The sequence below is a fragment of the Flavobacterium sp. C4GT6 genome (assembly GCF_036347315.1).
Classification (GTDB): Bacteria; Bacteroidota; Bacteroidia; order Flavobacteriales; family Flavobacteriaceae; genus Flavobacterium.
In genome coordinates this window covers 21,871-47,112 of sequence record NZ_JAZGZU010000018.1, presented here as the reverse complement: position 1 = coordinate 47,112, position 25,242 = coordinate 21,871, and the positions used below count along the sequence as shown (strand labels likewise).

The window sequence follows — 25,242 nt, the reverse complement described above, 5'->3', positions numbered from 1 at the left end:
AATGTTAAAAAAAGGATCCAAACTATATAGCATTTTAACAGGAACATGTCCTCGTTGTCAGGAAGAAAGCATGTACATAGATAAAAACCCTTATAATTTGAGCAAGGTATACAAAATGCATGAAAATTGCAGCCACTGCGGACTGCATTATAAAATAGAGCCTTCCTTTTTTTACGGAGCAATGTATGTTAGCTATGCCGTTGGTGTTGCCTTTAGTGTTGCGGCCTTTATAATTAGCTATGTTTTTTTTAACAGCAGCCTTAAAACAGCCTTTATTGCTATTGTAACTACACTTATAGCCCTAATGCCTGTTAGCATGCGTGTATCCAGAAATATTTGGATTAATTTCTTTATTAGCTACGATAAAAACTGGAAAAACAATACTAACGCTTAAAGCGAAGGAAACTTACTGTTTTATCTACAGGAATATCATTCTCAATAGAATCAAACAAAATTTTAGCCATAGGCGGACCTAACATTACACCACGTGTACCCAGTCCGTTTAAAAGGTGTACTCTTTTATACAACTCATGGGTACCAACCAATGGTTTCCTGTCTTTAACTGTAGGGCGTATACCTGCCAAATGTTCAAGGATTTCATAGTCACACGAAATTACCTCCTCTATTTTTTCTGTAAGTTCTTTTTTTCCCGCTTCGGTAGGAACAGGTGTTTTATCATACCATTCGTAAGTAGCTCCCACCTTATAAATATCATTACCAATAGGCAATATAAACACGCTTGCATTTATTGCTACATCAAGCCTTAGCTCTGGTGCTTTTATAACTAATAACTCGCCCTTAGTACCATCCAAAGGCAACCCTGTAAAGTATGGATTATCGTGTAGGCCAAAGCCTTCAGCAAAAACAATATGCTTTGCTTTTATCCCTTTATACTCAACACAATCAGCAGTAACGTTTAGTTGAGTATAATCAAAGGTTTCCTTTATAAGCTGATGGTTGTTTTCAAGATATTCCTGATAAGCATTTAGATAGACTCCGGTATCAAGATACCCGGTATGCAATACTTTACCAAAGCCATAAGGAGAATCAATACCGTTATACTTAGTATGAATAACTGAAGTAGACAAAAAAGGTGATAAAGCAGGCTTATCGGCCGCCTCAAACCAGTTATTTTGTTCTTCGGCCGAAACGAATTTTCTGCAAATAGGAATAGGAACATCAAACTTTACATTAAGCCTGTCCTGAATAGTACTGTAAAACGGCTTTATATATTCAATATGCTCTTTAGCATTAAGAGGCATACTAAATCGTTTTAATATTACAGGATTATATAATCCGGCTGCTACATAGCTTGAGTTTTGTGAAGCATCACTAATAACCGTAAATGATTTATCATTCAAAAATGCTGTTTCAGCAAAACTTACACCTGCCAACCCGGCTCCAACAATTATATAATCTTTCATGGTGTAAAAATAAAAAACTCTTACTTAAAAAAGTAAGAGTTTTTCATATTGTATATAAGACAACTACTTATTAGTAATTCCACATATCCTGTTCGAAGTTACGAATAACCTCTTTTAAACGCTCAGCTTCAAGAAGCTGCATTTGTGAATTATCTTTTAAATAGTCCTCAATAAGTCTGTCACCATATTCGTTTTCAACTTTAATCATAGTAGCTGAAAAACGTCTTGAGTTTAACAGGTGATCAAAAGTAATTGGCATTGCAGAGTTTCTTGGGTTGAAGGCATCCTCTCTGTGCAGAATATCTCTTGCAGCAGGGAAGTAAACCCAGAATAATTGAATTGGCTCAGCCTCAGACCCTTGTCTCATTTTAGTAAGAGCATCAACAGCCATAGGACATATACCTATCATTCTGTATTTTAATTCACCCTGTCTCTTGTCAAAATACCAGTACCCTTCAATCATGTACTTAGTAACATCGGCAGCAGTAACTTCGGAAGTATCATAATGCTCAACGGTTAAAATACCTTTTGCTTTAAGTTCTTCCTCAGATGTACCGATATATTGGTTCATCGTTTCAATACCGTAGTTGTTAAGCTCTTTGTAGCTAAATAACTGTTCGATATTTTCAGGAGTAATTTTATCCCTGAAATAAGAATCACCATATACTTCAGTTAATTCTCCGTCTTTGATTGCAGTTGTTAAAACATTGAATAGAGACTTTCTATTTTCGCCCAGGTTATCTTCAACCGGAAAATACAAAGGGAAATTAATTCTCTCGTCAAGGTCTATCACTTCCCATACTCTTTTGCTGAACAGGATATCTCTATCCCCAACATATCCATACGGAAGTGGGTTATCGTTGTCCGCAACCATCTCAGCTTCGGTTTTCTTACCTATCTCATCCGGAGTCTTAGCGTTAAGCACATTAGATTGAGCAAAAGCAGAACCAGCACCTAACATAAAAAGAGCCGCTAATAAAATTTTTCTACTATTCATATTTTAATTTTAAACTGTAAAAGAAAAACGTTCTTTTAAAAATATTATTGTACTTCCCAAACAAAAGGATTAGAAGGCTTAACCCTGTAACCAGGAGCACCTTTAACTGTTACCTTAACTTGGTTAATAGTAATTTGATCTCCTCTTGTAGCTTTAGAGATAGCTTTTAGAGCCTGAGCATTAAATCTGTTACCCTGACAAATAATAGCTGGGCTACCAGGAACATAAACTTCAAAACTTACTACAGTTGTCTCAACATCAAATACGAAATCTGAGAACACCGCATTGATTGTAGAGTTACCTAAGTCATTTTTGTTACCTTTTGCAGAACCCGTTTTACCTCTTACAGAAGCATTAGGTTGAGGAATATCTCTTACATTAAATGTTTTCTTATCAACAACTTTAGAACCGTCTGGTAAAGTACCGGTAACTGTTACAACAGCACTTGTACCCTGTACTCCGTTAACGTTCCAGTTGTACTGACCTGGCTTGCTCCCTTTAGAAAGCCCCTGAGCAGAAACAGACACGTTGTTATCAGAAATACCTGCGAAAGATATAGTCATAGGGTTTGAAACACCTCTATAAACAGAATTCATCTTATCTGCAGAAATTGTAGCTGAGTTTGGTCTTGGCACTACAACGTAGTTACCTTCGATTGGAATTTCAACCTCTTTACCATCCTCAAGGAACAAGAATTTACCTTTAATGTCGTGCTCACCTGTACCTCCTGCAGAGATTTCGAAATTAGCCTGACCATTTTTCATTTCAACTTTACCACCTTCAACGTTAACGCCAGTTGGAACAGTTGATTCGTCATAACGACCAAGTACTACTCTACCTGTTACAGCCTCACCAGAGAAGAACGCTGATTTATCAGTAACAACGATAGCTTTATAATTCTTCATATTGTTAGCCTCAAGAGCTGCTTTACCAAGAGCGAAGTTGTAAACGTTAGCCTCAAGCACTTTAACGTTATTCTGCATTGCAGAAAGTTTTGTTAAAGATGCAATTGCAGGGAAACCTTTATAGTGGTAATCAAGATACATCTTTTTAACACCTTCGTTATCCTTAACATCACTAATGTCGAATTTTTTATCAACATCACTAACAATTCCTTTGTATTTTACGTCGTTACCAACAGCAGCCTTAATATCAGACTTGTACTTATTGATAGTAGCAATAATTTCTTTACCCTTTTGAGAGTAACCATCACCACTAAACCAAAGTTCATCAATTTTATCACCCTTATCCATTGCTTCATAAGGAAGTTTACCTTCCTCTTTTTCAATATCTTTGGTGATATCAGTTTTCAGAGACTCTATGTACGCATAAAAATCTGCTGATATTTTTTTAACTTTATCTGCTATTTTTTTAGCTTCACCAAACTGAGCTGGCGCATCCTTAGCTTTCTGTTCGATTGCAGCATACATTAATTTGTTACTATCAGTAGTATCATTGTTTGAAGTCTCGAACTGCTCGTTCATCAAACCAAAAGCGGTAAGAACCTCTTTTGACATATTAAGAGCCATCATAGCGATGAAAACCAGATACATCAGGTTAATCATCTTCTGCCTAGGGGTTAATTTTCCTCCTGCCATTTCCTAATTAGTTTTTTTGTTTTTTGGTTAAAAAATATTTAAATAAAACTAATCAGTCAATTAGCCTCTGTTACCCATAGCAGAAAGCATTCCGCCATAAACATTGTTTAATGAAGCAATGTTTTGAGTCATTTGCTGCATTTGTTGCTTTAATTGAGAAGCGTTCTCAGCAATCTCTTTGTTAGCTTCAGCATTACGAGAAGCACTTTCTAACTGTACTTTGTAAAGACTGTTTAGAGACTCCATTTGAGCTGCTGCTGTAGACATCTCTTCGCTGTATTTTTTCTGAGAAGCGATAGAATCTACTGTAGGAGAAATTCCTTTAGCTGCAGATTCGAAGTTTTTGATACTGTTACCTAAGCTAGCCATTAACTCACCGTCAATTTTAGCGTCTTTTAACAGGTTATCTAATTTTTGAGATAATAATCCCTGAGCCTCTTTCGGATCTTCTTTTTTCTGACCTTTTTTAGTTGGTTCTCCACCAGCTAATTCAGGATAAACAAGAGACCAGTCTAATTCTTTCTCAACTGGATCAAAAGCAGAAAGACCGAAGATAAATGCCTCAACACTTAGACCGATGATAAGCATTGGACTTGCACCTGGCCAGTGCATAAGCTTAAATAATGCTCCGATGATTACAACTGCTGCCCCCATACCGTAGGCGAAATTCATAACTCTTTTAGGTAGTGCCATAATAAATAATTTTTAGTTTTTAGTTAAGTTAATCAATTAAATATTCAAGTTATTAAAATTGGTTATTAGTTAATTGTGTTACGTGTGTTTTGAGTACCCATGTAATCCTGTACTGTTCTGAAACCAATAAAGCTTCTTGCAGAATCTGCATACTCATAATCTCTCGTACTCACCTGAAGGAAGTAAGCAACATCCTTCCATGATCCTCCACGGATTACCTTACGTTGATTTTGGTGATCTGTAACGTTAGGGTTCATTGTAGAAACATACTCATAAGATGAAGCATCATATGAAGAATCTGTCCACTCAGAAACGTTACCCGCCATATTGTAAAGATTGTAATCGTTTGGATCGTATGACTTAGCTTCTACAGTGTATAGTGCACCGTCTGCAGCATAGTCACCTCTGTTTGGCTTAAAGTTAGCAAGGAAACAACCTCTGTCACCTTTAGCATATGGACCACCCCAAGGGAATGTACCTGATTCCAGACCTCCTCTTGCAGCATACTCCCATTCTGCCTCAGTTGGTAAACGGAAAGAGTTTACAAACTGTCTTCCTTTATCTTTTTGATAAGCATTTTTGTAAAGTGTTCTCCAAGCACAAAACGCTTTTGCCTGTTGCCAAGTCACACCTACAACCGGATATTCTCCATAAGCCTGATGCCAAAAATAATCATTATGCATTGGCTCATTGTAAGAGTAAGCAAAATCTTTAATCCAAGCTGTTGTATCAGGATAAACATCTACTTTTTCTTTAATCAAGTACTTACTTCTCTTAGTTCTTGTATTCTTAGACTTATCTTTTGCAGCCGCCTGAATATCCATCCACGAATAAGCAAATACAAGCTTAGAAACATCAATAGTTCTTAAACCATTGTATGACTCAGAAGCAGGAAGATACATAGAATCCATAACCTCTACATAGTACTCATCCGGGTATTTTTGAGGATCATCGATAAGCTTTACTTTATGGTTAAGCTTTCTACCGGCAAACGGATCATCATCTGTACCAATACTATAGTAGTTATCATACATATACTGATCGTAAGGAGATTTCTCCTCTTCTGTCTGATCCATGAATGCATACTCACCGATACCACCGCTACCTGGAGTCTGACCCATTTCTTCTGCTAGAATAGCTAGTCTTGTTCTGATAGTAGAATCCTTAACCCACTCTACAAACTGACGGTATTCACTATTGGTAATCTCTGTTTCATCCATGTAAAACGAACGAACAGTTACAGTCTTAGTTGGAGCATCCTGTACATTAGCCAAATCGTCGTCCGATTTACCCATAATGTAAGCACCTCCAGGAACCAAAGTCATACCATAAGGCTTTTCAGGCCTCCACTTTTTACCTTTAACACCTACAAGCTCTCCGCGGTCGCTAGAACCACAGCTAATTAAAAATGTTAAAGTTGCTGTTAATGCAATGAACTTCTTCATATAAAATTGGGTTATTAATGTAATTCTATTTTTTAAGGGCGTAAACCTATTTATTTATTTTCAAAAAAACAATTTTTTTCCTAAAAAAACCTAAACAAAAAGTAATCTAATGGTAACTTTAAGAAAATCTAAATAAAACTATGCTCTTTTTATAACATTATCATCAAATAATGTTTTTTCGCTGGGCCTTCCACCATCTTTCAGGTATCTCACTCCCGCAAGCACCCTTGTAATCTTCATGTGTACAAGGTAACAACGTATTTCTTGTTAATTTATTATTAACATGAGACACATACGGTATCTCTATCCACCATCTGTCTGTTCTGTCGCTCTTATAAAAAACCAGTTCCTCGTCTTCCAGAGGAACAATATATTTAAGGTAGTGCTCTTTACTCCCAAAAGGATATTCATTAGACCTGTAATGAAAGCCTTCTATAAAATACCACAACACCTGAGCTATTAAAACGGACTCCTGAGCAGAATTATTGTGATTGAATACTCCAAACGAAGTAACCTTATCACTTATCCCTGCATACCGCGCTAAAATACAAATTTCTTTTCCATCAAAGCCATTTGGGATAAATTTAACATAATTACCGGAATCACTGGATTTTACAGCCGTCATATCAACCGAAACGATATCTGCATCCCTAAAAACAGGCTCGGCAATCGTCGAATTATTACTTATTTCACCTAAACGGTAAGCATCAAAATACAATTTTTCAATTAAATCGATCTCTTCTTGAGAATTATAATACGTTTGATAGCCTACGTTGCTAAAATTAAAAAGATTATTGGGTTCTTCTACGATTATCTTAGTTAAATATGAGTTAGCAGTAAGACCTTCTCCTTCACTACCAAAATCAAACTTACTGTCTATCGAAACCAGATTTACCATCTGCTCAAGCCTGTCATACCCCCTATACATAGCATAAGTAATATCCTGAGACCCTCCCAGCACTAAAGGCACCACTTTTTGCTTAACCAGTTCCTCAACCAGCATCTTTACAACATAGTAAGTATCTTCCGGAGTGTTTCCTGCAGCAACATCACCAAGATCAATAACATTTGCATGCCAGTTACCCGGAAACAAACCGTAAAATTCCTTTCTTACATGTTCAAGATTTACTCGCTCGTCCTGCCCCAGGGAACCCCTGTTTTCTAAAACACCAATAATAGCAATAGCTGCTTTATCCAAATCAGGAAAAACATCAGATGTATGTATACTGACCCTCCTCCCCAGAGACTGCTCAGGAAGTTCACTTATAAACTCCAGTAAGCTATCGTCTACAGGTTCTAAAAAATCAAACACCATACTTTATTTCTTTTTTGTTTTTGCAGTTGTTTTTTTAGCTGCCGTTTTCTTAGTAGTTTTTTTTGCTGGAGCTTTCTCCTCTATCAGAGCCTTTACCTGATCAAGCGTTAGCTTCTCAGCATCCACATCTTTGGTTAGTTCTATTTTGGTTTTGCCTTTAAGGATAACCGAACGTCCCCAACGGGCTTTTTCAACCCTTATACCTTCATCCTCCCAGTTATGAATAAGCTTATCCCTGTCTTTTTGAAGCTTATCTTCAATAAGGGTCACTATATCCGACTGTGAAAGATTATCAAAGTCATATTTTTTATTCACATTGATAAACATTCCGTTCCATTTGATAAACGGACCAAAACGCCCAACTCCTTTTTGCACCGGCTCGTTTTGATAAGTACCAATTGGCGCATCTGCCTGCTCTTTCTCTGCAATAAGCTTAGATGCCGTCTCAAAGTTCACATCCAGCGGATCCATCCCTTTAGGAAGTGAGATAAATGTTTTACCAAAACGAACATACGGGCCAAAACGACCGTTGTTCACCTCAACTTCTTCTCCTTTGTAAGTTCCAAGTGTTTTTGGCAACATAAACAAACCAAGAGCCTCATCAAGGGTAATACTACCTATGTTCTGCTCAGGCAACAGGCTGGCAAATCGTTTTTCTTCATCTTCAGCATCACCAATTTGAGCCATTGGCCCAAATTTACCTAAACGAACACTTACCGGTTTTCCACTGTCAGGATCTGTACCTAAAATACGTTCTCCAGATTCCCTGTCGGCATTTTTTTCAACATCAATTACATTAGGATGGAAGTGACTGTAAAAATCGTTCATCATTTTTGTCCAGTCTTCATTACCCGATGCAATCTCATCAAAATCCTGCTCCACTTTAGCGGTGAAGTTATAATCCAGTATGGTTTCAAAATGATTTACAAGAAAATCATTTACAATCATACCTATATCTGTAGGCACCAGCTTTCCTTTGTCTGAACCCACGTTTTCTTTTAATTGCTGTTCTGAAACCGCTCCCGCCTTTAAGGTTAGCTGAGCATATTTTCTTTCCTGTCCTTCAAAACTTCCTTTCTCCACATAGTTTCTGCTTATAATAGTAGAAATTGTAGGAGCATAAGTTGACGGACGGCCTATACCAAGCTCTTCCAGTTTTTTAACCAGTGCAGCCTCAGTGTAACGCGCAGGTGGTCTTGAAAAACGCTCGGTAGCTGTAATGTAATTATTACGCAGTTTCTCGTTTACTTTTAATGCAGGCAGCATACCTTCCTGTTCCACATCCTCATCATCATTTCCTTCAAGATATACTTTAAGGAAACCTTCAAACAACAGCACCTCTCCCGATGCTGCAAATAATTCTTTATGATTGTTAGCTTCTATCTTAACATTAGTACGCTCTAATTTAGCGTCACTCATTTGAGAAGCTACTGTTCTTTTCCAAATCAAATCGTAAAGTCTCGACTGATCCCTGTCTATATTCACCGTATGACGGGTCATATCTGTAGGACGGATAGCCTCGTGAGCTTCCTGTGCCCCTTTACTTTTTGTAGCATAGTTACGCGGTCTGCTATACTCCTTACCGTATGATTTTGTAATCTCTGCTTCGGCAGCAGCCATTGCTTCCTGAGAAAGGTTAACACTATCCGTTCTCATATATGTTATAAGTCCGGCCTCATACAGTCGCTGTGCCAACATCATGGTTACCCCAACAGGGAAATACAATTTTCTTGATGCTTCCTGTTGCAGTGTAGATGTGGTAAACGGAGCTGCCGGCGATTTTTTACCCGGCTTAGTCTCTAAATCAGTTACCTTATACTCAGACCCTATATTTTTATTCAGGAAATCCTGAGCCTCCTGTTTTGTAGTAAAGTTTTTAGGAAGTCTTGCCTTAAACGTTTTACCAGCCTCATTTACAAACTCGGCAGTTATTGAATAAGAAGCCTCAGCATTGAAATTTTGTATATCACGTTCTCTTTCTACGATAAGACGTACAGAAACCGACTGTACACGTCCGGCAGAAAGTCCGCCTTTTACCTTTTTCCATAATACCGGCGAAAGTTCATAACCCACTAACCTATCCAATATTCGTCTTGCCTGCTGTGCATTTACAAGGTTGTAATCTATAGTTCTTGGATTCTCAATCGCTTTCTGGATTGCGGTTTTTGTAATTTCATGAAAAACAATACGCTTGGTTTTATTCTTATCCAGCTTAAGCTCTTCGGCAAGGTGCCAGGCTATAGCTTCTCCCTCACGGTCCTCATCACTCGCTAACCAAACTGTCTCGGCTGATTTAGACAGATCCTTAAGTTTTTTAACCAAAGCCTTTTTATCTGAAGACACCTGGTATTTGGGTTTAAAGCCGTTTTCTATATCTACCCCTATCTCCTTTGAGGGTAAATCGGCTATATGCCCGTAACTGGACTCCACCTGGTAATCTTTACCTAAAAACTTCTCAATGGTTTTTGCCTTTGCAGGCGACTCAACGATCACTAAATTCTTTGCCATATTTGCTTTCCTTTGTCGCAAAAGTATAGGATTTTTTTAAATATTAAATTTTGGACATTTCAAATTCATACTTTTTTATCACAAATAAATACTAAAACATCACTTTATACCACACTACACCTTATTATATATATACCCAAAATAAAAAACAGGAATACGCATTGCCATTCCACCCTAAGTTTATTAAATTTAAGGCTTTACACATAATTCCAACCGTACTATGAGAGAGATAAATATAAAGCTGTTACTACCCTATAATTGGGGACACATCAGAAAAATTAAAATTTATGATAATAAAAAACAGTTAGTCACCAAAATTATGCACGGTGAAGAACTCACCTTAAATATAGACACCGATATTGAAGAAGTGGTTATTAAACTTGATTTTTACAAATCTGTAATAAAAATCCCGAAAAACGAAAAAGTATATCTGGGTATGTATATGGATTTCAGGGATCGCTTTCCGTTCAAATATCTGGACACCTTAAAAAGAAAATGTTTAACAGGCCGTTTCATGACCGAGGAGGAATATAAAAATTTCAATCTGAGTTTTTATACCGAATCATTTCGATGGGTTCCAAAAGCCGGAATTGATAAGCCTACCGTGTTTTTAGGTTTACTCCTATCTGTTGCCATAGTAGCCCTATCCATAATACAACAACACAACCCGTATCAGGATATTGTTTTCTTTATAGGAGCATCGGGCACCATATCACTTGCTCTATTGTATTTTGAAAAAGATAAAGTAGAGCTTTACGATTACCGAAACAGAATGATAGCCTCAGGTTGCTCATTCATACTCGCAGGACTACTCGCCTCGTCTTCGCTTTCTGCCGGAGGTTTAATAGTACTTCTGGGCTTTACTTTTATATTACGATCTGTTGCGGGAGTAAAGCGTTTATTCAACGCTGCGAATTTAACCTGAGAGAATATGTCAATATGTCATATTTTACAAATTAAATAGTATCTTTGCGAATTCAAAAAAGCACTACAGTAGCGAATCATGGAAAAGATTATAGAAGAGAACAAACAGGGAGAAAGTCTTGTTTTAGAGCAAAAAGACGGAAACAGCAAAAAGCTTTTTATAGAAAGCTACGGTTGCCAGATGAACTTTTCTGACAGCGAGATTGTTGCATCCATCCTTGCAAATGAAGGATATAACACCACCCAAAACCTTGAGGATGCCGATTTGGTATTGGTTAATACCTGCTCCATCCGCGATAAGGCAGAACAAACTGTACGTAAAAGACTGGACAAGTACAACGCTATAAAAAAAATAAACCCGGGAATGAAAGTGGGCGTTTTAGGCTGTATGGCCGAACGTTTAAAAAGCAAATTCCTGGAGGAAGAGAAAATCGTTGATATGGTAGTAGGCCCCGATGCCTACAAAGACCTGCCTAACCTTTTAAAAGAGGTTGAAGAAGGACGCGACGCCATTAACGTAATCCTTTCTAAAGAGGAAACCTATGGAGATATCGCCCCTGTACGCCTTAACAGCAATGGGGTAACTGCATTTGTTTCCATCACCCGCGGTTGTGATAACATGTGTACATTTTGTGTTGTACCGTTTACCCGCGGACGTGAAAGAAGCCGCGACCCTCAAAGTATTACCGAAGAGATTACTGCTCTATGGGAGAAAGGCTTTAAAGAGGTAACACTGCTTGGCCAAAACGTAGACAGTTACCTGTGGTATGGCGGCGGACTTAAAAAAGATTTTGAAAAAGCAAGCGAAATGCAAAAAGCAACAGCTGTAGATTTTGCCCAGCTACTTGACATGGTTGCTACACAGTTTCCTAAAATGCGTTTCCGTTTTAGCACTTCAAACCCGCAGGATATGCATCTTGAGGTAATTGAGGTAATGGCTAAACACCATAATATATGTAAGTACATTCACCTGCCGGTACAAAGCGGTAGTACACGTGTACTTGAGGTAATGAACCGCCAGCACACCCGTGAGGAATACATGGAGCTTGTAGACAACATTTACCGAATAATCCCTGAAATATCACTTTCTCAGGATATGATTGCAGGTTTCCCTACCGAGACCGAAGAAGATCATCAGGATACATTAAGCCTTATGGAGCATTGTAAATATGACTTCGGGTTTATGTTTGCCTACTCTGAGCGACCGGGAACACTGGCTGCCAGAAAACTGGAAGATGATATCCCTGCCGAGGTGAAAAACCGTAGACTAACAGAGATTATCAACCTACAGCAAAAAATGGCTTTTGAAAGAACCCAGCGTTTTGTAGGACAAACGGTTGAAGTACTTATTGAAAAAGAGTCAAAACGTTCTAACGAGCACTGGAGTGGGCGCAATTCACAAAACACAACAGTAGTATTCCCTAAAGAAGGCAACTATAAACCAGGCGACTTTGTAAATGTAAAAATAAGCAATTGTACTTCGGCAACCCTTATTGGTGATGCAGTAGGTTACAGTGAGATGAATTAAGCATACCATTTACCATCCACTATTACTATTAGCGGATATTGTAAAAAACAGGCACAAATAAAATAGTCCATACACTATAATCTTATTCTATCATATAAATTAAGATTGTGTAAAACATGGACAGTTTTATCGGTAAGAAAAATCAACAAAAAAAACAAACGAATTAGCATTCGAATGGAAAACATACAAGCCATAAAACAGCGATTCGAAATTATAGGTAACGATCCTAAACTTAACCGTGCTTTGGAAAAAGCGATACAGGTGGCCCCTACCGATATTTCGGTACTGGTTACAGGAGAAAGCGGTGTAGGTAAAGAAAGTATTCCTAAAATTATACACGCCCTTTCTCACAGAAAACATGGTAAGTACATTGCCGTTAACTGTGGTGCAATACCTGAAGGAACTATAGACAGTGAGCTTTTCGGTCACGAGAAGGGAGCCTTTACAGGAGCTACTTCTACCCGTGAAGGGTATTTTGAGGTTGCCGACGGCGGTACTATTTTCCTTGACGAGGTTGGAGAACTACCCTTAACCACACAGGTTAGGCTGCTTCGTGTACTTGAAAACGGAGAGTTTATAAAAGTAGGTTCGTCTCAGGTACAAAAAACCAATGTGCGTATAGTAGCAGCAACAAACGTAAATATGTTTGAAGCCATTGAAAAGGAAAAATTTAGGGAAGACCTTTACTATCGTTTAAGTACAGTAGAGATTTTACTCCCTCCCCTGCGTGAACGTAAAGAAGACATCCACTTGCTGTTCAGGAAATTTTCTTCTGATTTTGCACACAAATATAAAATGCCTCCTATTAAACTGGATGATGATGCGGTACAGTTATTGTTGCGTTACCGCTGGAGCGGAAACATTAGGCAGCTGCGTAATATTGCAGAACAGATATCGGTACTGGAAACCAATCGTGATATTTCGCTTTCCACACTGCGCTCTTACCTACCGGATACAGGTACTAACCTGCCTGCCGTAGTTAGTGAGAAAAAAGCAGAAGGTGACTTTAGTAACGAAAGGGAAATACTGTACAAAGTACTGTTTGACATGAAAAGCGATTTAAACGATCTTAAAAAGCTTACCATGGAACTGATGCAAAACGGTAATACCAGCAAAGTACAGGAATCTAATAAAGGGCTTATCCAAAAAATTTACGGCAACAGTACAGTAGAGGATAACAGTCACAATTTTGAAGAGAGAATCCGTACAGAGGTTATGTCTCCACAAAACATAAGCCATCCTACCGAAACCGTAATAAATCATCATGACGATGACGACGACGATGATCATTACCTTTTTGCTGAAACGGTTGAGGAAGAGGAAACACTTCGTTTAGATGAAAAAGAAGTTGAGCTTATAAAAAAAGCGCTGGAACGAAATAAAGGAAAACGTAAGGCTGCTGCCGATGAGCTAGGAATATCTGAAAGAACATTATACAGAAAGATTAAGCAATACGATCTTTAATAAGGATTAATGAAATATTTAAAATTCATACTGGTTTTTGTAATAGCAGCTACTTTTAGCAGTTGTAACACTTATAGCTTTACAGGAATAAGTGTAGATGCCGATTCTTTTCAGGTAAAACATTTTCAGAATAATGCCGAACTGGTAGAACCGGGCATAGAGCGCACCTTTACCAATAAGTTACAGGAGCTGATACAAAACCAAACCCGCCTTAACCTAACCAACTCTAATCCTGATTTGGTTTATGAAGGCGAGATTACACAGTACCGCATATCTCCTATGACAGCCACTGCCAATCAGGGTGCGGCTCAAAACAGGTTAAGCATAACTGTAAATGTGAGATTTTCAAACAAAAATAATCCTGATGGGGATTTTGAAAAGCCTTTCAGCTTTTATTATGATTATAATGGGAACGACCTCCCTACAGGATCAGTACTTACAACTGCTGTTAATGAAATTTTTGAGAGGATAAGTCAGGATGTTTTTAACGAGTCGCTTACAAACTGGTCAAAAGCCTAATTAATAAAACACAACCTTTACTAATAAAAAAGGATAATGAGATATTTAAAATTCATACTTGTTTTAGTTGTAGCCACTACATTAAACAGTTGTAGTGTGTATAACTTTACAGGAACAGGTAAAATTGATGCCGAAACTTTCCAGGTAAACTATTTTCAAAACAGTGCCGAAATTGTAGAACCGGGTATAGAACGTACTTTTACATTAAGATTACAGGACCTGATACAAAACCAAACCAACCTTACCCTTACAAACTCGGGAGGTGATTTGGTTTACGAAGGTGAAATTACACAATACCGTATTTCGCCAATGACAGCCACTGCCGATCAGCGTGCGGCACAAAACAGGCTAAGCATTACAGTAAACGTAAGGTTTACCAATAAGAAAAACGACGACGACGATTTTGAAAAGCCGTTTAGTTTTTACTATGACTTTAGCGGTGATTCGTTACCTACGGGATCAGTACTTACAGCTGCTTTAGATGAAATTTTTGAAAGGATAACCCAAGACGTTTTTAACGAGTCGCTGGCAAAATGGTAATTAAATAAAAAGCTCCCTTAAAACAAATACATTTGAACACGAAAGATTTTACATACCTGCTTAATAAACCCTACAGTGTTACAGACAAGCACACCATGGATCTGGAAAGCGTACTTTACGAATTCCCGTATCTGCAAAGTGCGCGTGCCATACACTTAAAAGGCTTATACAACCAGGATAGCTTTCGTTATAATATGGAGCTAAAAAAAACGGCGTCACACACTAACGACCGTTCGGTACTTTTTGACTTTATCACCTCAGAGAATTTCCAGAGCATTCAAAAAGATTTTTTAGAGGAGAAAGAAAAAGCTATTGAGGAAATCACTGTTAAGGATACCGAAACTATACAAACAGAAACAGAAGAGACAGAAACTCCTACCCCTCCTGCTAACAGACTGGAGCGCTCTATAGAACAAACCATAAAAGAAGCAGAAGAAAATAAAAGGAAGGAAGAGGAAATTCACGACATCCCTGCCATAGTATCCTCACCTGTTTTTGTTCCTAAAGAAGAAAATGAGAAGCAAGTAAAGAATAGTGAACAGGAACCTCAACAGGATGAAACCGAAAAAAAACTGGAGATAGGCAAACCACTGGAGTTCAATAAGGCCGAACAGCATTCTTTTCAGGAATGGCTACAGCTTTCAAAACTCATGCCTATAAACCGCGAAACCGAACCGCAAGAAGAAATAACTGCGAAAAGCACAAACACAGTTGTAACTGAAGACGCCCCGATTGAAGAGCCCGAAAAGGAAGAAACAGAGAATTCAGGACCAACTTCTTTAGATAAAAAACTTGAACTTATAGATAAATTTATAGAATCAAACCCTAAAATAGTTCCTGTAAGAAATGCCACCCAACCCGTGGCAAACATAGAAAGAAGCAGCAGTGACAGCTCACTGCCTATGACTGAAACACTTGCAAGAGTATACCTGGAACAAAAAAAATATCAGAAGGCAATTCAAGCTTATGAAATTTTAATTTTGAAATATCCGGAAAAAAGTGTTTTCTTTGCAGACCGCATAGCGGATATAAAGATCTTACAACAAAATAATAATATAAATAACAATGGTTGACTTTTCAATTTTTCTGGTACTAATTGTAGTAGTAAGTTTCCTTTTGGTTTTAGTAGTTATGGTACAAAACCCTAAAGGAGGAGGATTATCTTCTTCATTCGGAGGAACTCAAATGATGGGTGGTGTACAAAAGACAACAGACTTTCTTGATAAAAGTACCTGGACTCTTGCCACTGTTCTAATCGCTTTAATTTTATTATCTACTTTAAGTTTCTCTAACGGAAGTACAAATAGTATTATTGACGAGAGCGCTGTTCCAACTACAACGGCTCCTGCTGCTACTGAAGAAGCTGCACCCGCCGCTACTGAAACTCCTGCTGTAACAGAAGGAGAAGCTCAGGAATAGTTTCAACATACAATATAAAAAAATGCCAGCCTGTCAGTGCTGGCTTTTTTTTTGCCATAAACCTGACAGTTTTATGGATTGGCACAATTTCTGAAAAATTCAAAACAGTTAATTTTAAAAACAATAAACATAAATAGTAATTCATATGGCTTTAAACATTAAACCACTTTCAGATCGAGTTCTGATAGAGCCCGTAGCCGCAGAAACTCAAACTGCTTCAGGTATTTTTATCCCTGACACTGCTAAAGAAAAACCACAAAAAGGTATTGTAGTAGCCGTAGGTAACGGAACTAAAGACCATGACATGACAGTTAAGGTTGGTGATACTGTTTTATACGGTAAATATGCAGGAACTGAACTTAAATTTGAAGGTAAAGATTACCTTATAATGAAAGAAGAAGAGATTTTTGCAGTAATCTAATAAGAGTTTAATATTTTTTAAAAACATATAACCAGAATACAACATGGCAAAAGAGATAAAATTTGATATAGAGGCACGCGACGGTTTAAAGCGTGGTGTTGATGCGTTAGCTAATGCTGTAAAAGTAACATTAGGGCCTAAAGGACGTAACGTAATTATAAGCAAATCATTTGGCGGACCAACCGTAACTAAAGACGGTGTATCGGTAGCTAAAGAAGTTGAACTTGAAGATCCACTTGAAAACATGGGTGCTCAAATGGTGAAAGAAGTAGCTTCTAAAACTAATGACCTAGCCGGTGACGGTACTACAACAGCAACTGTTTTAGCACAGGCTATCGTTAAAGAAGGACTTAAAAACGTAGCTGCAGGCGCTAACCCAATGGACCTTAAAAGAGGTATTGACAAAGCGGTTGAAGCTATTGTAGCTAACCTTTCTGAACAAACTAAAGAAGTAGGAAGTACTACAGATAAAATCAAACAGGTTGCTTCTATCTCTGCAAATAACGACGAATCCATAGGTGAGCTTATCGCTACTGCTTTTGGTAAAGTAGGTAAAGAAGGTGTTATCACTGTAGAGGAAGCTAAAGGTACAGATACTTATGTTGACGTAGTTGAAGGAATGCAGTTTGACAGAGGTTACCTATCGGCTTACTTTGTTACCAACTCAGAAAAAATGGAAGCGGAACTAGAGAACCCTTACATTTTACTATATGACAAAAAAGTATCTTCAATGAAAGATCTTCTTCCTGTACTTGAGCCCGTAGCTCAGTCTGGAAAACCACTTCTTATCATTGCTGAAGATGTAGATGGCGAAGCTCTTGCTACACTTGTAGTAAACAAATTAAGAGGTGCGCTTAAAATTGCTGCTGTTAAAGCTCCTGGCTTTGGTGACAGAAGAAAAGCACTTCTTGAAGATATCGCTATCCTTACAGGGGGTACTGTAATTGCTGAAGAAAGAGGTTACACTCTTGAAAACGCAACACTTGATATGCTTGGTACTTGTGAAAAAGTAACTATAGATAAAGACAATACTACAGTTGTAAATGGTGCCGGTGATGCAGAAAACATCAAAAACCGTGTTAACCAGATCAAAGCACAAATGGAGTCGACCACTTCAGATTACGACAGAGAGAAACTACAGGAACGTCTTGCTAAGTTAGCAGGTGGTGTTGCTGTACTTTATGTTGGTGCTGCTAGTGAAGTGGAGATGAAAGAGAAAAAAGACAGAGTTGACGATGCATTACATGCAACAAGAGCTGCTGTTGAAGAAGGTATTGTAGCAGGTGGTGGTGTAGCTTTACTTAGAGCTAAAGCCGTACTAGCTAACATTAATGCTGATAATGCAGATGAGGCTACAGGTATCCAGATTGTTTCTCGTGCTGTTGAGGCTCCGCTTAGAACAATCGTGGAAAACGCGGGTCTTGAAGGATCTGTAGTAGTTTCGAAAGTTGCTGAGGGTACTGGTGACTTTGGTTACAATGCTAAAACAGACGAGTATGTAGACATGCTGGGCGCAGGTGTTATTGACCCTAAAAAAGTAACTCGTGTAGCTCTTGAAAATGCTGCTTCGGTTGCAGGTATGATACTTACAACAGAGTGTGCTTTAATCGATATTAAAGAAGAAGGTGCTGCCGGTGGCGGAATGCCAATGGGTGGCGGAATGCCTGGAATGATGTAATAACTAACATCACAACAATATACACAAAGGAGCCTTAGGGCTCCTTTTCTTTTTTAAAATAATTGAAAAAGGCATACTTTAGCAAAACCAAAAAATAATTGCACAATAACAATCACACCTACATGAAAAAGAAAATTAAAGCATTGCTACTATGCATTGCACTCGCAAACGGGCTAGCCTCTTTTGCACAGCAATCCAGAAAAGAAGAGATTGCAAAAAAGTTTGAAGATTACTTCCTCCTCGAACGAGAAAACATCCATGCACACTTTGACAAAAATGTTTTTTTAACAGGAGAAAGCGTTTGGTTTAAAGGCTATGTATTTCATCGAAAATACAATATTCCTTTTTTCTCCTGCGTAAATATTTTCGCAAACCTTATTGATGAAAACGGAACTGTTTTAGAAACAAAACTCCTGTACGGTAACCTTGGTGATTTTACCGGAAACTTTAAACTTAACAACAGTTTAAAGTCCGGAAAATATTATATCCAGTTTTACACTAACTGGATGAACAACTTTACCGAGGACGAGTCCTCAGTGTATGACATAACAGTTATAAATGAAGAAATGGGTATACCGGCTTCCCTAACTAAAAATGCAGAAGCCGAGATAAACATAACCCTAAAACCCGAAGGCAACTTTATTAGCGATTGTACAAACACAATAGCAGTACATGTAACCGGATGCGACAATACTCCTCTTAATATTGACAAGGCTATAGTGCTAAACAATAAAGGAGAAGAGACAAAAGAGATAACTTTAAACAAGTTAGGCTATGGCAGATTTGACATTTCTGCAAACAACTCAGCAGATTATACAGTACAAATAGAATTAAACGGACATAAATACAGCCAGCCCTTACCTCCTATTGAGGCAAAAGGAATCATCATGGATGTAAACAGCTATATAATGGCCGAAAAAACCATTATTAAGCTAAGAACCAACCCCTTTACCTACAACGACATTAAGGGCAAAACATACTACGCAGTCATAAACAAAGACAACAAAACATCTGTTATTGATTTCTCTTTTAACGACAATCAACTGGAACAAACTATCCTTCTTCAAAACAAAGATCTTTTTGAAGGAGTAAATACACTACGCATTCTGGATACTGACCTTAAAGAAATAGGACAGCGACTTTTTTACATACACCCTGAAACCACTGTAAATACCGACATCAAAAAAACATTTGACGATAACGGAACCGTAGAGTTTAAAGGAAAAGTAAACAGCAGTAGCATGAGCCTTAGTGTATCTGTTTTACCGGCAAACACAATAAGCATAACCGAAAAAGAAGACATTTATAGCGATTTCCTTCTCTCTCCTTATATTGACGGACAGGTAAAAACTACCGCTAAACAATATTTTAGTAACCTATCAAGAACAAGTAAATATGAACTTGATCTGTTCCTAATGTGCCAAACCAGTAAATACAACTGGAACAGCATAAAAAACAACCCTCCAAAACAAAACTATACTTTTGACATTGGACTGTCTCTAAAAGGCATAATAAATAAGAGAAGATCATTAAAAGGGCATTATGTTATAATCTCCTCTTTTAAAGGCTTACTGAATGAAAGGGCTTATGTAACCGATAATAATGAATTTTACCTCAACAACTTAATTGTGCCTGACTCATGTAATGTAAGTTTCTCTTTGGTCAAACCAGGACAAAAACCAGAACCTTTAAGATTGACCCCTCAGGTATCAAACAATATAAGATCGTTTAATAAGCCCTACAAACCCGTTAAAGTTTCCTGCATCAATTATACTACAGATACTGATTCAGAAATTGCTTTACCTAAATATAACTCTCAAAGCGTTATGCTCGAAAACATAACTATTGATGCTGATGCTACTAAAAAACTAAAATATGCAAGAGGATCTGGAAATGGCTTACTAAGAGGATATAAAATTAGTGAAGATGATGCTATCAGCTTTTTCTATCTGCTTGATTTTATAAGATACCATGGTTTTGATGTAACCAAAACGCCAATGGGAGATATTAATATTACCGGAAGGACAAGAAACACCTTTAACGGGCAGCCTACAACCCCAATGATTTATATGAATACCTGGCTATTAATGAGCTTTGATGTATTAGATGGTATTCAAACCTCTGAAGTCGATGAGCTTTACATTAACCAACACATGCCTGTACCGGGAGTTGACAACAAAATGGGAATGATTAAAATTTACCTTAAACCAGGAGGAGGTTTTAAATCGAAAAAGAAACAAACTGAAACTGCTTTTCTTATCAAAAATGGGTTTGAAGAAAATAAGCAATTCAAAAACGCTGAATACCTTTCAACTTATGATGATATAGGTTTTCAAAACTTCGGACTGATAGATTGGCATCCCACAATAATTACAAACGAGAAAGGAGAGTTTAGCTTTAGTATACCTAAACTTTATTCGGGCAAAGTTAAAATACTTATAGAAGGTATTGCCCCCGACGGAAAAATGGTTTCGGAAATAAAAACAGTAAACTTATAAAAAAGAGGGTGTTAAATATTTTAACACCCTCTTTTTTTTGTACCTTACCCAAACTATGAAAAAGTGCCTTACAACAATAGTATTTTTCTGTATCTCAATATCATTACCTATTTACGGACAGGAAAATAAAATACAGCAAATCTCTTCAATAGTTAAAAATTACTATTCTCTTGAGAGAGAAAATATACATGTCCACTTTAGTAAAAATATCTTTATTACTAACGAAAACATATGGTTCAAGGGCTATGTATATTACAGTAAAAAAAACGCCCCTTTTTTCACCACAACAAACATTTTTGCTGTACTAAAAAACTCTGAAAACAAAACTTTAGACTCAAAATTATTATATGGTAGTTTAGGAAGCTTTGAAGGTAGTTTTGAACTCCCGACTAACATGGCTTCGGGCAGTTACTATTTACAGTTTTATACCAACTGGATGAATAATTTTAAAGAAGACCAGTCTGCCATATATAAAATTGAAGTAATTAACCCCGACAATCCCAGCCAAAGTACTACAAACGATGCAGAGGTTAAAATAAATGTATACCCCGAAGGAGGCGTGTCTCTCAAAAACAAAACAAACACAATGGTCGTATCGGTTAAGGGTTGTAAAAACCAGCCTTTACCTGTTACAGAAGTTACTCTTTTCAACAACACCGAAACAATTCAAACTATACCGCTTGATAATAACGGTTACGGAAAATTTGAATATTATTACCTTGAAGAAAATCCGGCAGACTCATTAAGTCTTGATTTTCTCAACCAAACTTATAAAACAGCACTACCAAAAGCCCTAAAAAAAGGAATAACTGTTAAGCTCACTAACAAAACAGGCACTAACAATACTTCGCTGGAATTAAAAACCAATAAAAACACTTATCAGGATATAGAAAACAAACCTTTTTATATTTTGATACATAAAGACGATAATGCTTTTTTACTGGAAACTAAATTTACCGATAACGTTACAGACCATAAACTGGTTATCAATGACGATTACTTATTTAACGGATTAAACACTATAAGGGTGCTGGATAATGATTTAAATGAAGTAGCACAAAGACTACTATATAAAAGATTTGAAAGCAATTCACATGTAAAAATCACCGGAAATAAAGCAGAAAATACAGATATAGTATTTACTGCCGAAACAACAGCCAATACTAATTTAAGCATCACCATATTACCTTTACAAACTAAAACCCTTAACAATAACAACATTCTAAACGACTTCTTACTTGTGCCTTATATTGAGGATTCTCCTGATATAAATACTTCTGAATATTTTAACAACAGTTCACAACCTAATGAAAGCCTTGACCGATACCTTATTTGCTGTAAGAGTAAATACATATGGCAAAATATGAAACAAAACCCGCCAAAAGAAAACTATACTTTTGATATGGGCTTAAAAATTAAAGGTGTAATTAATCAAAACTTAAAAAACGGTAAAGAATATTCTGTGAGACTTACCTCCTACGGAACCATTATTGATGAAAAAACCGAGGTTGTAAACAATAATGAGTTTTATTTTGACAACCTGATACTGCCCGATTCCACTAAGCTTACTTTTGAATTACTACAAAACGGCAAAAACATAAATCCCAAATTATACACAACAACATTAAACAATACTTCACAGTACAACGCTTCACATGTACCAAGCCAAAATATTTGTTTTACTGATAGTATCAGCAAACCTTTCGCCTACATACCTGATATACAAAAAAACACAATAGCATTAAAAGAGGTTATTGTTAAAGGAAAAAGAGAAGAGCTTAAGTATGCAACAACACTAGGCAATGGACAACTAAGAGGGTATAAAATAACAGAGGAAGACTACCTGAGTTCCCCTACTGTTCTCGACCTCATAAGATATGAAGGTTTTGAGGTAAGAAACAGGCCCGATAGTGCTATTGCAGTTTATGGTCGCTGGAAAAATACCATTAACGGTATGAAAAACTCACCCGATGTGTTTTTGGACGGTATTCGCCTTATAAAGCTGGATATTTTAAGAGACATTCTAACCAGTGATATCGATGAATTTTATATCAACAAGCACATGTCGGTACCAACATTACAAAACAGAATTGGAATAATAAAAATATACCGTAAAAGAAAGTCTTTCAGTAAGACTAAAGATAAACCTGTATTTGATTATGTTTTAGAAAACGGATTTGAAAAAATAACGCCTTTTACAAACACTACATATACAAATGGTTACACCGGTAGTGGTTTTAATAACTACGGACTGATTCACTGGATCCCCACAACAATAAGCGATGAGAACGGAAAATTTAGCTTTAGCATTCCGCAGACATATAAAGGAGAAGCTAAGTTGGTTATTGAAGGGCTTTCGCCCGAGGGTAAAATCATCTCTCAGATTATTACCATTAACTTATAATTAAAAAGCGGGTTATATACCCGCTTTTTAATTAGTTGAACAAAACCTGATACTGGGCTATAATAGCACCCTTACTTCCGGTTTTCTCTCCTCCTATATCATATATTGGTCGGCTTTGATAAGCAACGGTAAACTTAGATACATTTCCGTCCAATAACCAGTTAACCCCGGCATCAAAAAAGTTCATAGCATCATTCAGTCTGTCATAATCGGCATGCTGCAATGACACATAAGGCATTAGGGTGGTTTGTCCTATAAGGTTATCCTTAAACTTATAACCTACCTGAGCATAAATCACAGTCCCTGTACCATACATAGGGAAACTGTTTCCTCCCCCGTTAAGTATAACAGGGTTATTACTGCCGTTTGCCGGATTCATAGCTCCGCCATTACGAATGTAGTTTTTCCCAAAGTCATAACTGGTTACATTACCATAAAAACTCACAGCCTGCCCACTAGCGCCTATAGGAGCATCATAAAACACATCGGCAGCAAAGTGTACCATATCGCTTTTCTCTACATCTCCTGTGCTGTTAAGCATCCACATAGCATCCTTTTGGTAAATAAAGCCTGCTCCTATATTAAACACCTTCTTTTTACCCTGATATGTTCCGGTTAAATAGGGCGTCATGTTAGACTCCTGATCCAAAAACTGGTATTGGAAATAACCGTTCCACTGCATTTCAGATGGATCGGTAGAAAAAGTAGCTTCGTTTACTACCGGAGGTGAGTTTTTAACCTCCAGCGGATCGGCCATTTGCAGGCGGTAGTCCAGCTTACCCAACTTACCTTTTAGAAAAACCGAAAGCTTCCTTAAAAACTGATCGTTCACATCATTGGTCGTTTGTAAAAACAACGGTGCATCTATCCCTAAAACAGAACCAACAGAAGGCGACGAGAAACGTGACAACCCGCTCCATCCTGACAAACCTATACCTATGGAAAGTCTGGCTTTATCTACGGCATATTCACCATAGGCATCGTGTACAAAAAAACCAAGTTTCCTGTCGGATATGGTATTAAAGTTATTTTCTCCAAACTGACTGTATGCAAAAACCCTGTCGGTTAACTGCCCGTACATTTGTACTCTGTAACGACGGATACCAATATCGGCACCGCTACTTTTCTCAACTCCGTTTATAGTAGTCCCGGGATTATAATCCATACTCCTAAGCCAGGCTTGGGTCATAAAGGTAAATTTCACATAGTTACTTCCGTCTTCATTAAGGTAGAGTTTCCGGTCTTTAAAAAATTCCTGCGCCTGTGTGCTTTCAGGTAAAAATGTTGCGGATAGCCCCAAAAAGGCCAGCGCATACTTTAGGTTTTTCATAAGGTGATTATGGTTAATAGTAAGTACTTGCAATTTAATGATTCCGACTGTAGGGCACAATCAAAGCACTTGCTTTAACTATAAAAAAGTGAAAAAATAAGCTGTTTTAATAACAATAGGGCAAAAAAAATCCCGAATTGAATTCGGGATTTACTTTTTTATCTGTTTTTCTATTCCATACGGTCATACATACAGCAGGTATGCAGTTTCTGAAAATCCTCTTCGGTCGCTTTTACAATTTCGGTATCATGCCCTACTTTAGCTACGGCTTTACAAACATCCTCAACACTGGCTTTGTTCTCATCCAATATAATGTGAAGATCCTGATGATCTGCATGCCATTCGGCCGACTTAACACCTTTCACACTGAAAGCCGCTTTTTCAATACGCTTTTTACACATATCGCAGTTACCGTTTACAGCAAATTCATATTTAGCGTTCTTACTTTTTTTAACTTCTTTATCCTGTGCCTGTGCTGTTAATCCGAAAAGAGTTACCAACACTACTAATACTATATTTTTCATGATTTAATTTTTT

21 protein-coding genes are annotated in these 25,242 nt (G+C 37.4%); 12 read left to right on the top strand and 9 right to left on the bottom strand.

What is annotated here, in order from left to right:
* Position 1: 1 nt before the first annotated feature.
* Positions 2–394, top strand: a complete 393-nt coding sequence (locus tag V3Z67_RS16460) for a DUF983 domain-containing protein (RefSeq protein ID WP_330123329.1) — start codon at positions 2–4, stop codon at positions 392–394.
* On the opposite strand, the gene V3Z67_RS16455 is transcribed toward V3Z67_RS16460, so the two are convergent.
* From V3Z67_RS16455 to topA, 7 genes are all read right to left on the bottom strand, one after another.
* A complete protein-coding gene (locus V3Z67_RS16455) occupies positions 384–1,424 on the bottom strand; it encodes an NAD(P)/FAD-dependent oxidoreductase (RefSeq protein ID WP_330444356.1) in 1,041 nt (346 codons plus the stop codon). The genes V3Z67_RS16460 and V3Z67_RS16455 overlap by 11 nt on opposite strands.
* 70 nt (positions 1,425–1,494) lie before the next feature.
* Entirely contained in the window at positions 1,495–2,421 is a 927-nt protein-coding gene (gene porN / locus V3Z67_RS16450; RefSeq protein ID WP_330444355.1) for a type IX secretion system ring protein PorN/GldN, read from the bottom strand.
* Between the two features lie 44 nt (positions 2,422–2,465).
* Positions 2,466–4,019, bottom strand: a complete 1,554-nt coding sequence (porM, locus tag V3Z67_RS16445) for a type IX secretion system motor protein PorM/GldM (RefSeq protein ID WP_330444354.1) — start codon at positions 4,017–4,019, stop codon at positions 2,466–2,468.
* 60 nt (positions 4,020–4,079) lie between these two features.
* Positions 4,080–4,712 carry a type IX secretion system motor protein PorL/GldL gene (gene porL / locus V3Z67_RS16440; protein WP_197429415.1) on the bottom strand — a complete coding sequence of 211 codons (633 nt, stop codon included), beginning with the start codon at positions 4,710–4,712 and terminating at the stop codon, positions 4,080–4,082.
* A 65-nt stretch (positions 4,713–4,777) separates the two neighbouring features.
* Positions 4,778–6,157 carry a type IX secretion system lipoprotein PorK/GldK gene (porK, locus tag V3Z67_RS16435; protein ID WP_330444353.1) on the bottom strand — a complete coding sequence of 460 codons (1,380 nt, stop codon included), beginning with the start codon at positions 6,155–6,157 and terminating at the stop codon, positions 4,778–4,780.
* A 163-nt stretch (positions 6,158–6,320) separates the two neighbouring features.
* Positions 6,321–7,472, bottom strand: coding sequence for a formimidoylglutamase (locus V3Z67_RS16430; protein WP_330444352.1), 1,152 nt, complete (start codon positions 7,470–7,472; stop codon positions 6,321–6,323).
* A gap of 3 nt (positions 7,473–7,475) precedes the next feature.
* The gene (topA, locus tag V3Z67_RS16425) at positions 7,476–9,980 is read right to left on the bottom strand and encodes a type I DNA topoisomerase (protein ID WP_330444351.1); all 2,505 of its coding nucleotides are present in this window, start codon (positions 9,978–9,980) and stop codon (positions 7,476–7,478) included.
* 220 nt (positions 9,981–10,200) lie between these two features.
* Between topA and V3Z67_RS16420 the strand changes: the two genes are divergently transcribed.
* The 11 genes from V3Z67_RS16420 to V3Z67_RS16370 all read left to right on the top strand — a co-directional run bounded on the left by V3Z67_RS16420 (position 10,201) and on the right by V3Z67_RS16370 (position 23,375).
* The gene (locus V3Z67_RS16420; protein WP_330444350.1) at positions 10,201–10,905 is read left to right on the top strand and encodes a hypothetical protein; all 705 of its coding nucleotides are present in this window, start codon (positions 10,201–10,203) and stop codon (positions 10,903–10,905) included.
* Between the two features lie 78 nt (positions 10,906–10,983).
* Complete coding sequence (gene miaB, locus V3Z67_RS16415; protein WP_330444349.1) at positions 10,984–12,432, top strand: tRNA (N6-isopentenyl adenosine(37)-C2)-methylthiotransferase MiaB; 1,449 nt, start codon at positions 10,984–10,986, stop codon at positions 12,430–12,432.
* Between the two features lie 174 nt (positions 12,433–12,606).
* Positions 12,607–13,896: a sigma-54 interaction domain-containing protein gene (locus V3Z67_RS16410; protein WP_330444348.1), complete on the top strand. Its 1,290-nt coding sequence runs from the start codon at positions 12,607–12,609 to the stop codon at positions 13,894–13,896.
* A gap of 9 nt (positions 13,897–13,905) precedes the next feature.
* Positions 13,906–14,415 carry an LptE family protein gene (locus V3Z67_RS16405; protein WP_330444347.1) on the top strand — a complete coding sequence of 170 codons (510 nt, stop codon included), beginning with the start codon at positions 13,906–13,908 and terminating at the stop codon, positions 14,413–14,415.
* Between the two features lie 36 nt (positions 14,416–14,451).
* A complete protein-coding gene (locus V3Z67_RS16400) occupies positions 14,452–14,955 on the top strand; it encodes an LptE family protein (RefSeq protein ID WP_330444346.1) in 504 nt (167 codons plus the stop codon).
* A 32-nt stretch (positions 14,956–14,987) separates the two neighbouring features.
* Positions 14,988–16,028: a tetratricopeptide repeat protein gene (locus V3Z67_RS16395; protein ID WP_330444345.1), complete on the top strand. Its 1,041-nt coding sequence runs from the start codon at positions 14,988–14,990 to the stop codon at positions 16,026–16,028.
* A complete protein-coding gene (gene secG, locus V3Z67_RS16390) occupies positions 16,021–16,374 on the top strand; it encodes a preprotein translocase subunit SecG (protein ID WP_330444344.1) in 354 nt (117 codons plus the stop codon). The genes V3Z67_RS16395 and secG overlap by 8 nt, the downstream gene beginning before the upstream one ends.
* 145 nt (positions 16,375–16,519) lie before the next feature.
* Entirely contained in the window at positions 16,520–16,795 is a 276-nt protein-coding gene (locus tag V3Z67_RS16385) for a co-chaperone GroES (RefSeq protein ID WP_035135923.1), read from the top strand.
* Positions 16,796–16,838: 43 nt separating this feature from the next.
* Positions 16,839–18,473 carry a chaperonin GroEL gene (groL, locus tag V3Z67_RS16380; protein WP_330444343.1) on the top strand — a complete coding sequence of 545 codons (1,635 nt, stop codon included), beginning with the start codon at positions 16,839–16,841 and terminating at the stop codon, positions 18,471–18,473.
* A gap of 122 nt (positions 18,474–18,595) precedes the next feature.
* Positions 18,596–20,971 carry a hypothetical protein gene (locus V3Z67_RS16375; protein ID WP_330444342.1) on the top strand — a complete coding sequence of 792 codons (2,376 nt, stop codon included), beginning with the start codon at positions 18,596–18,598 and terminating at the stop codon, positions 20,969–20,971.
* A 55-nt stretch (positions 20,972–21,026) separates the two neighbouring features.
* On the top strand, positions 21,027–23,375 hold the full coding sequence (locus tag V3Z67_RS16370; RefSeq protein ID WP_330444341.1) for a hypothetical protein: 2,349 nt from the start codon (positions 21,027–21,029) through the stop codon (positions 23,373–23,375).
* A 31-nt stretch (positions 23,376–23,406) separates the two neighbouring features.
* Here the strand turns inward: V3Z67_RS16370 and V3Z67_RS16365 are convergent, their stop codons facing one another.
* Positions 23,407–24,705 carry a hypothetical protein gene (locus tag V3Z67_RS16365; RefSeq protein ID WP_330444340.1) on the bottom strand — a complete coding sequence of 433 codons (1,299 nt, stop codon included), beginning with the start codon at positions 24,703–24,705 and terminating at the stop codon, positions 23,407–23,409.
* A 170-nt stretch (positions 24,706–24,875) separates the two neighbouring features.
* A complete protein-coding gene (locus V3Z67_RS16360) occupies positions 24,876–25,229 on the bottom strand; it encodes a heavy-metal-associated domain-containing protein (protein ID WP_330444339.1) in 354 nt (117 codons plus the stop codon).
* Positions 25,230–25,242 lie beyond the last annotated feature (13 nt).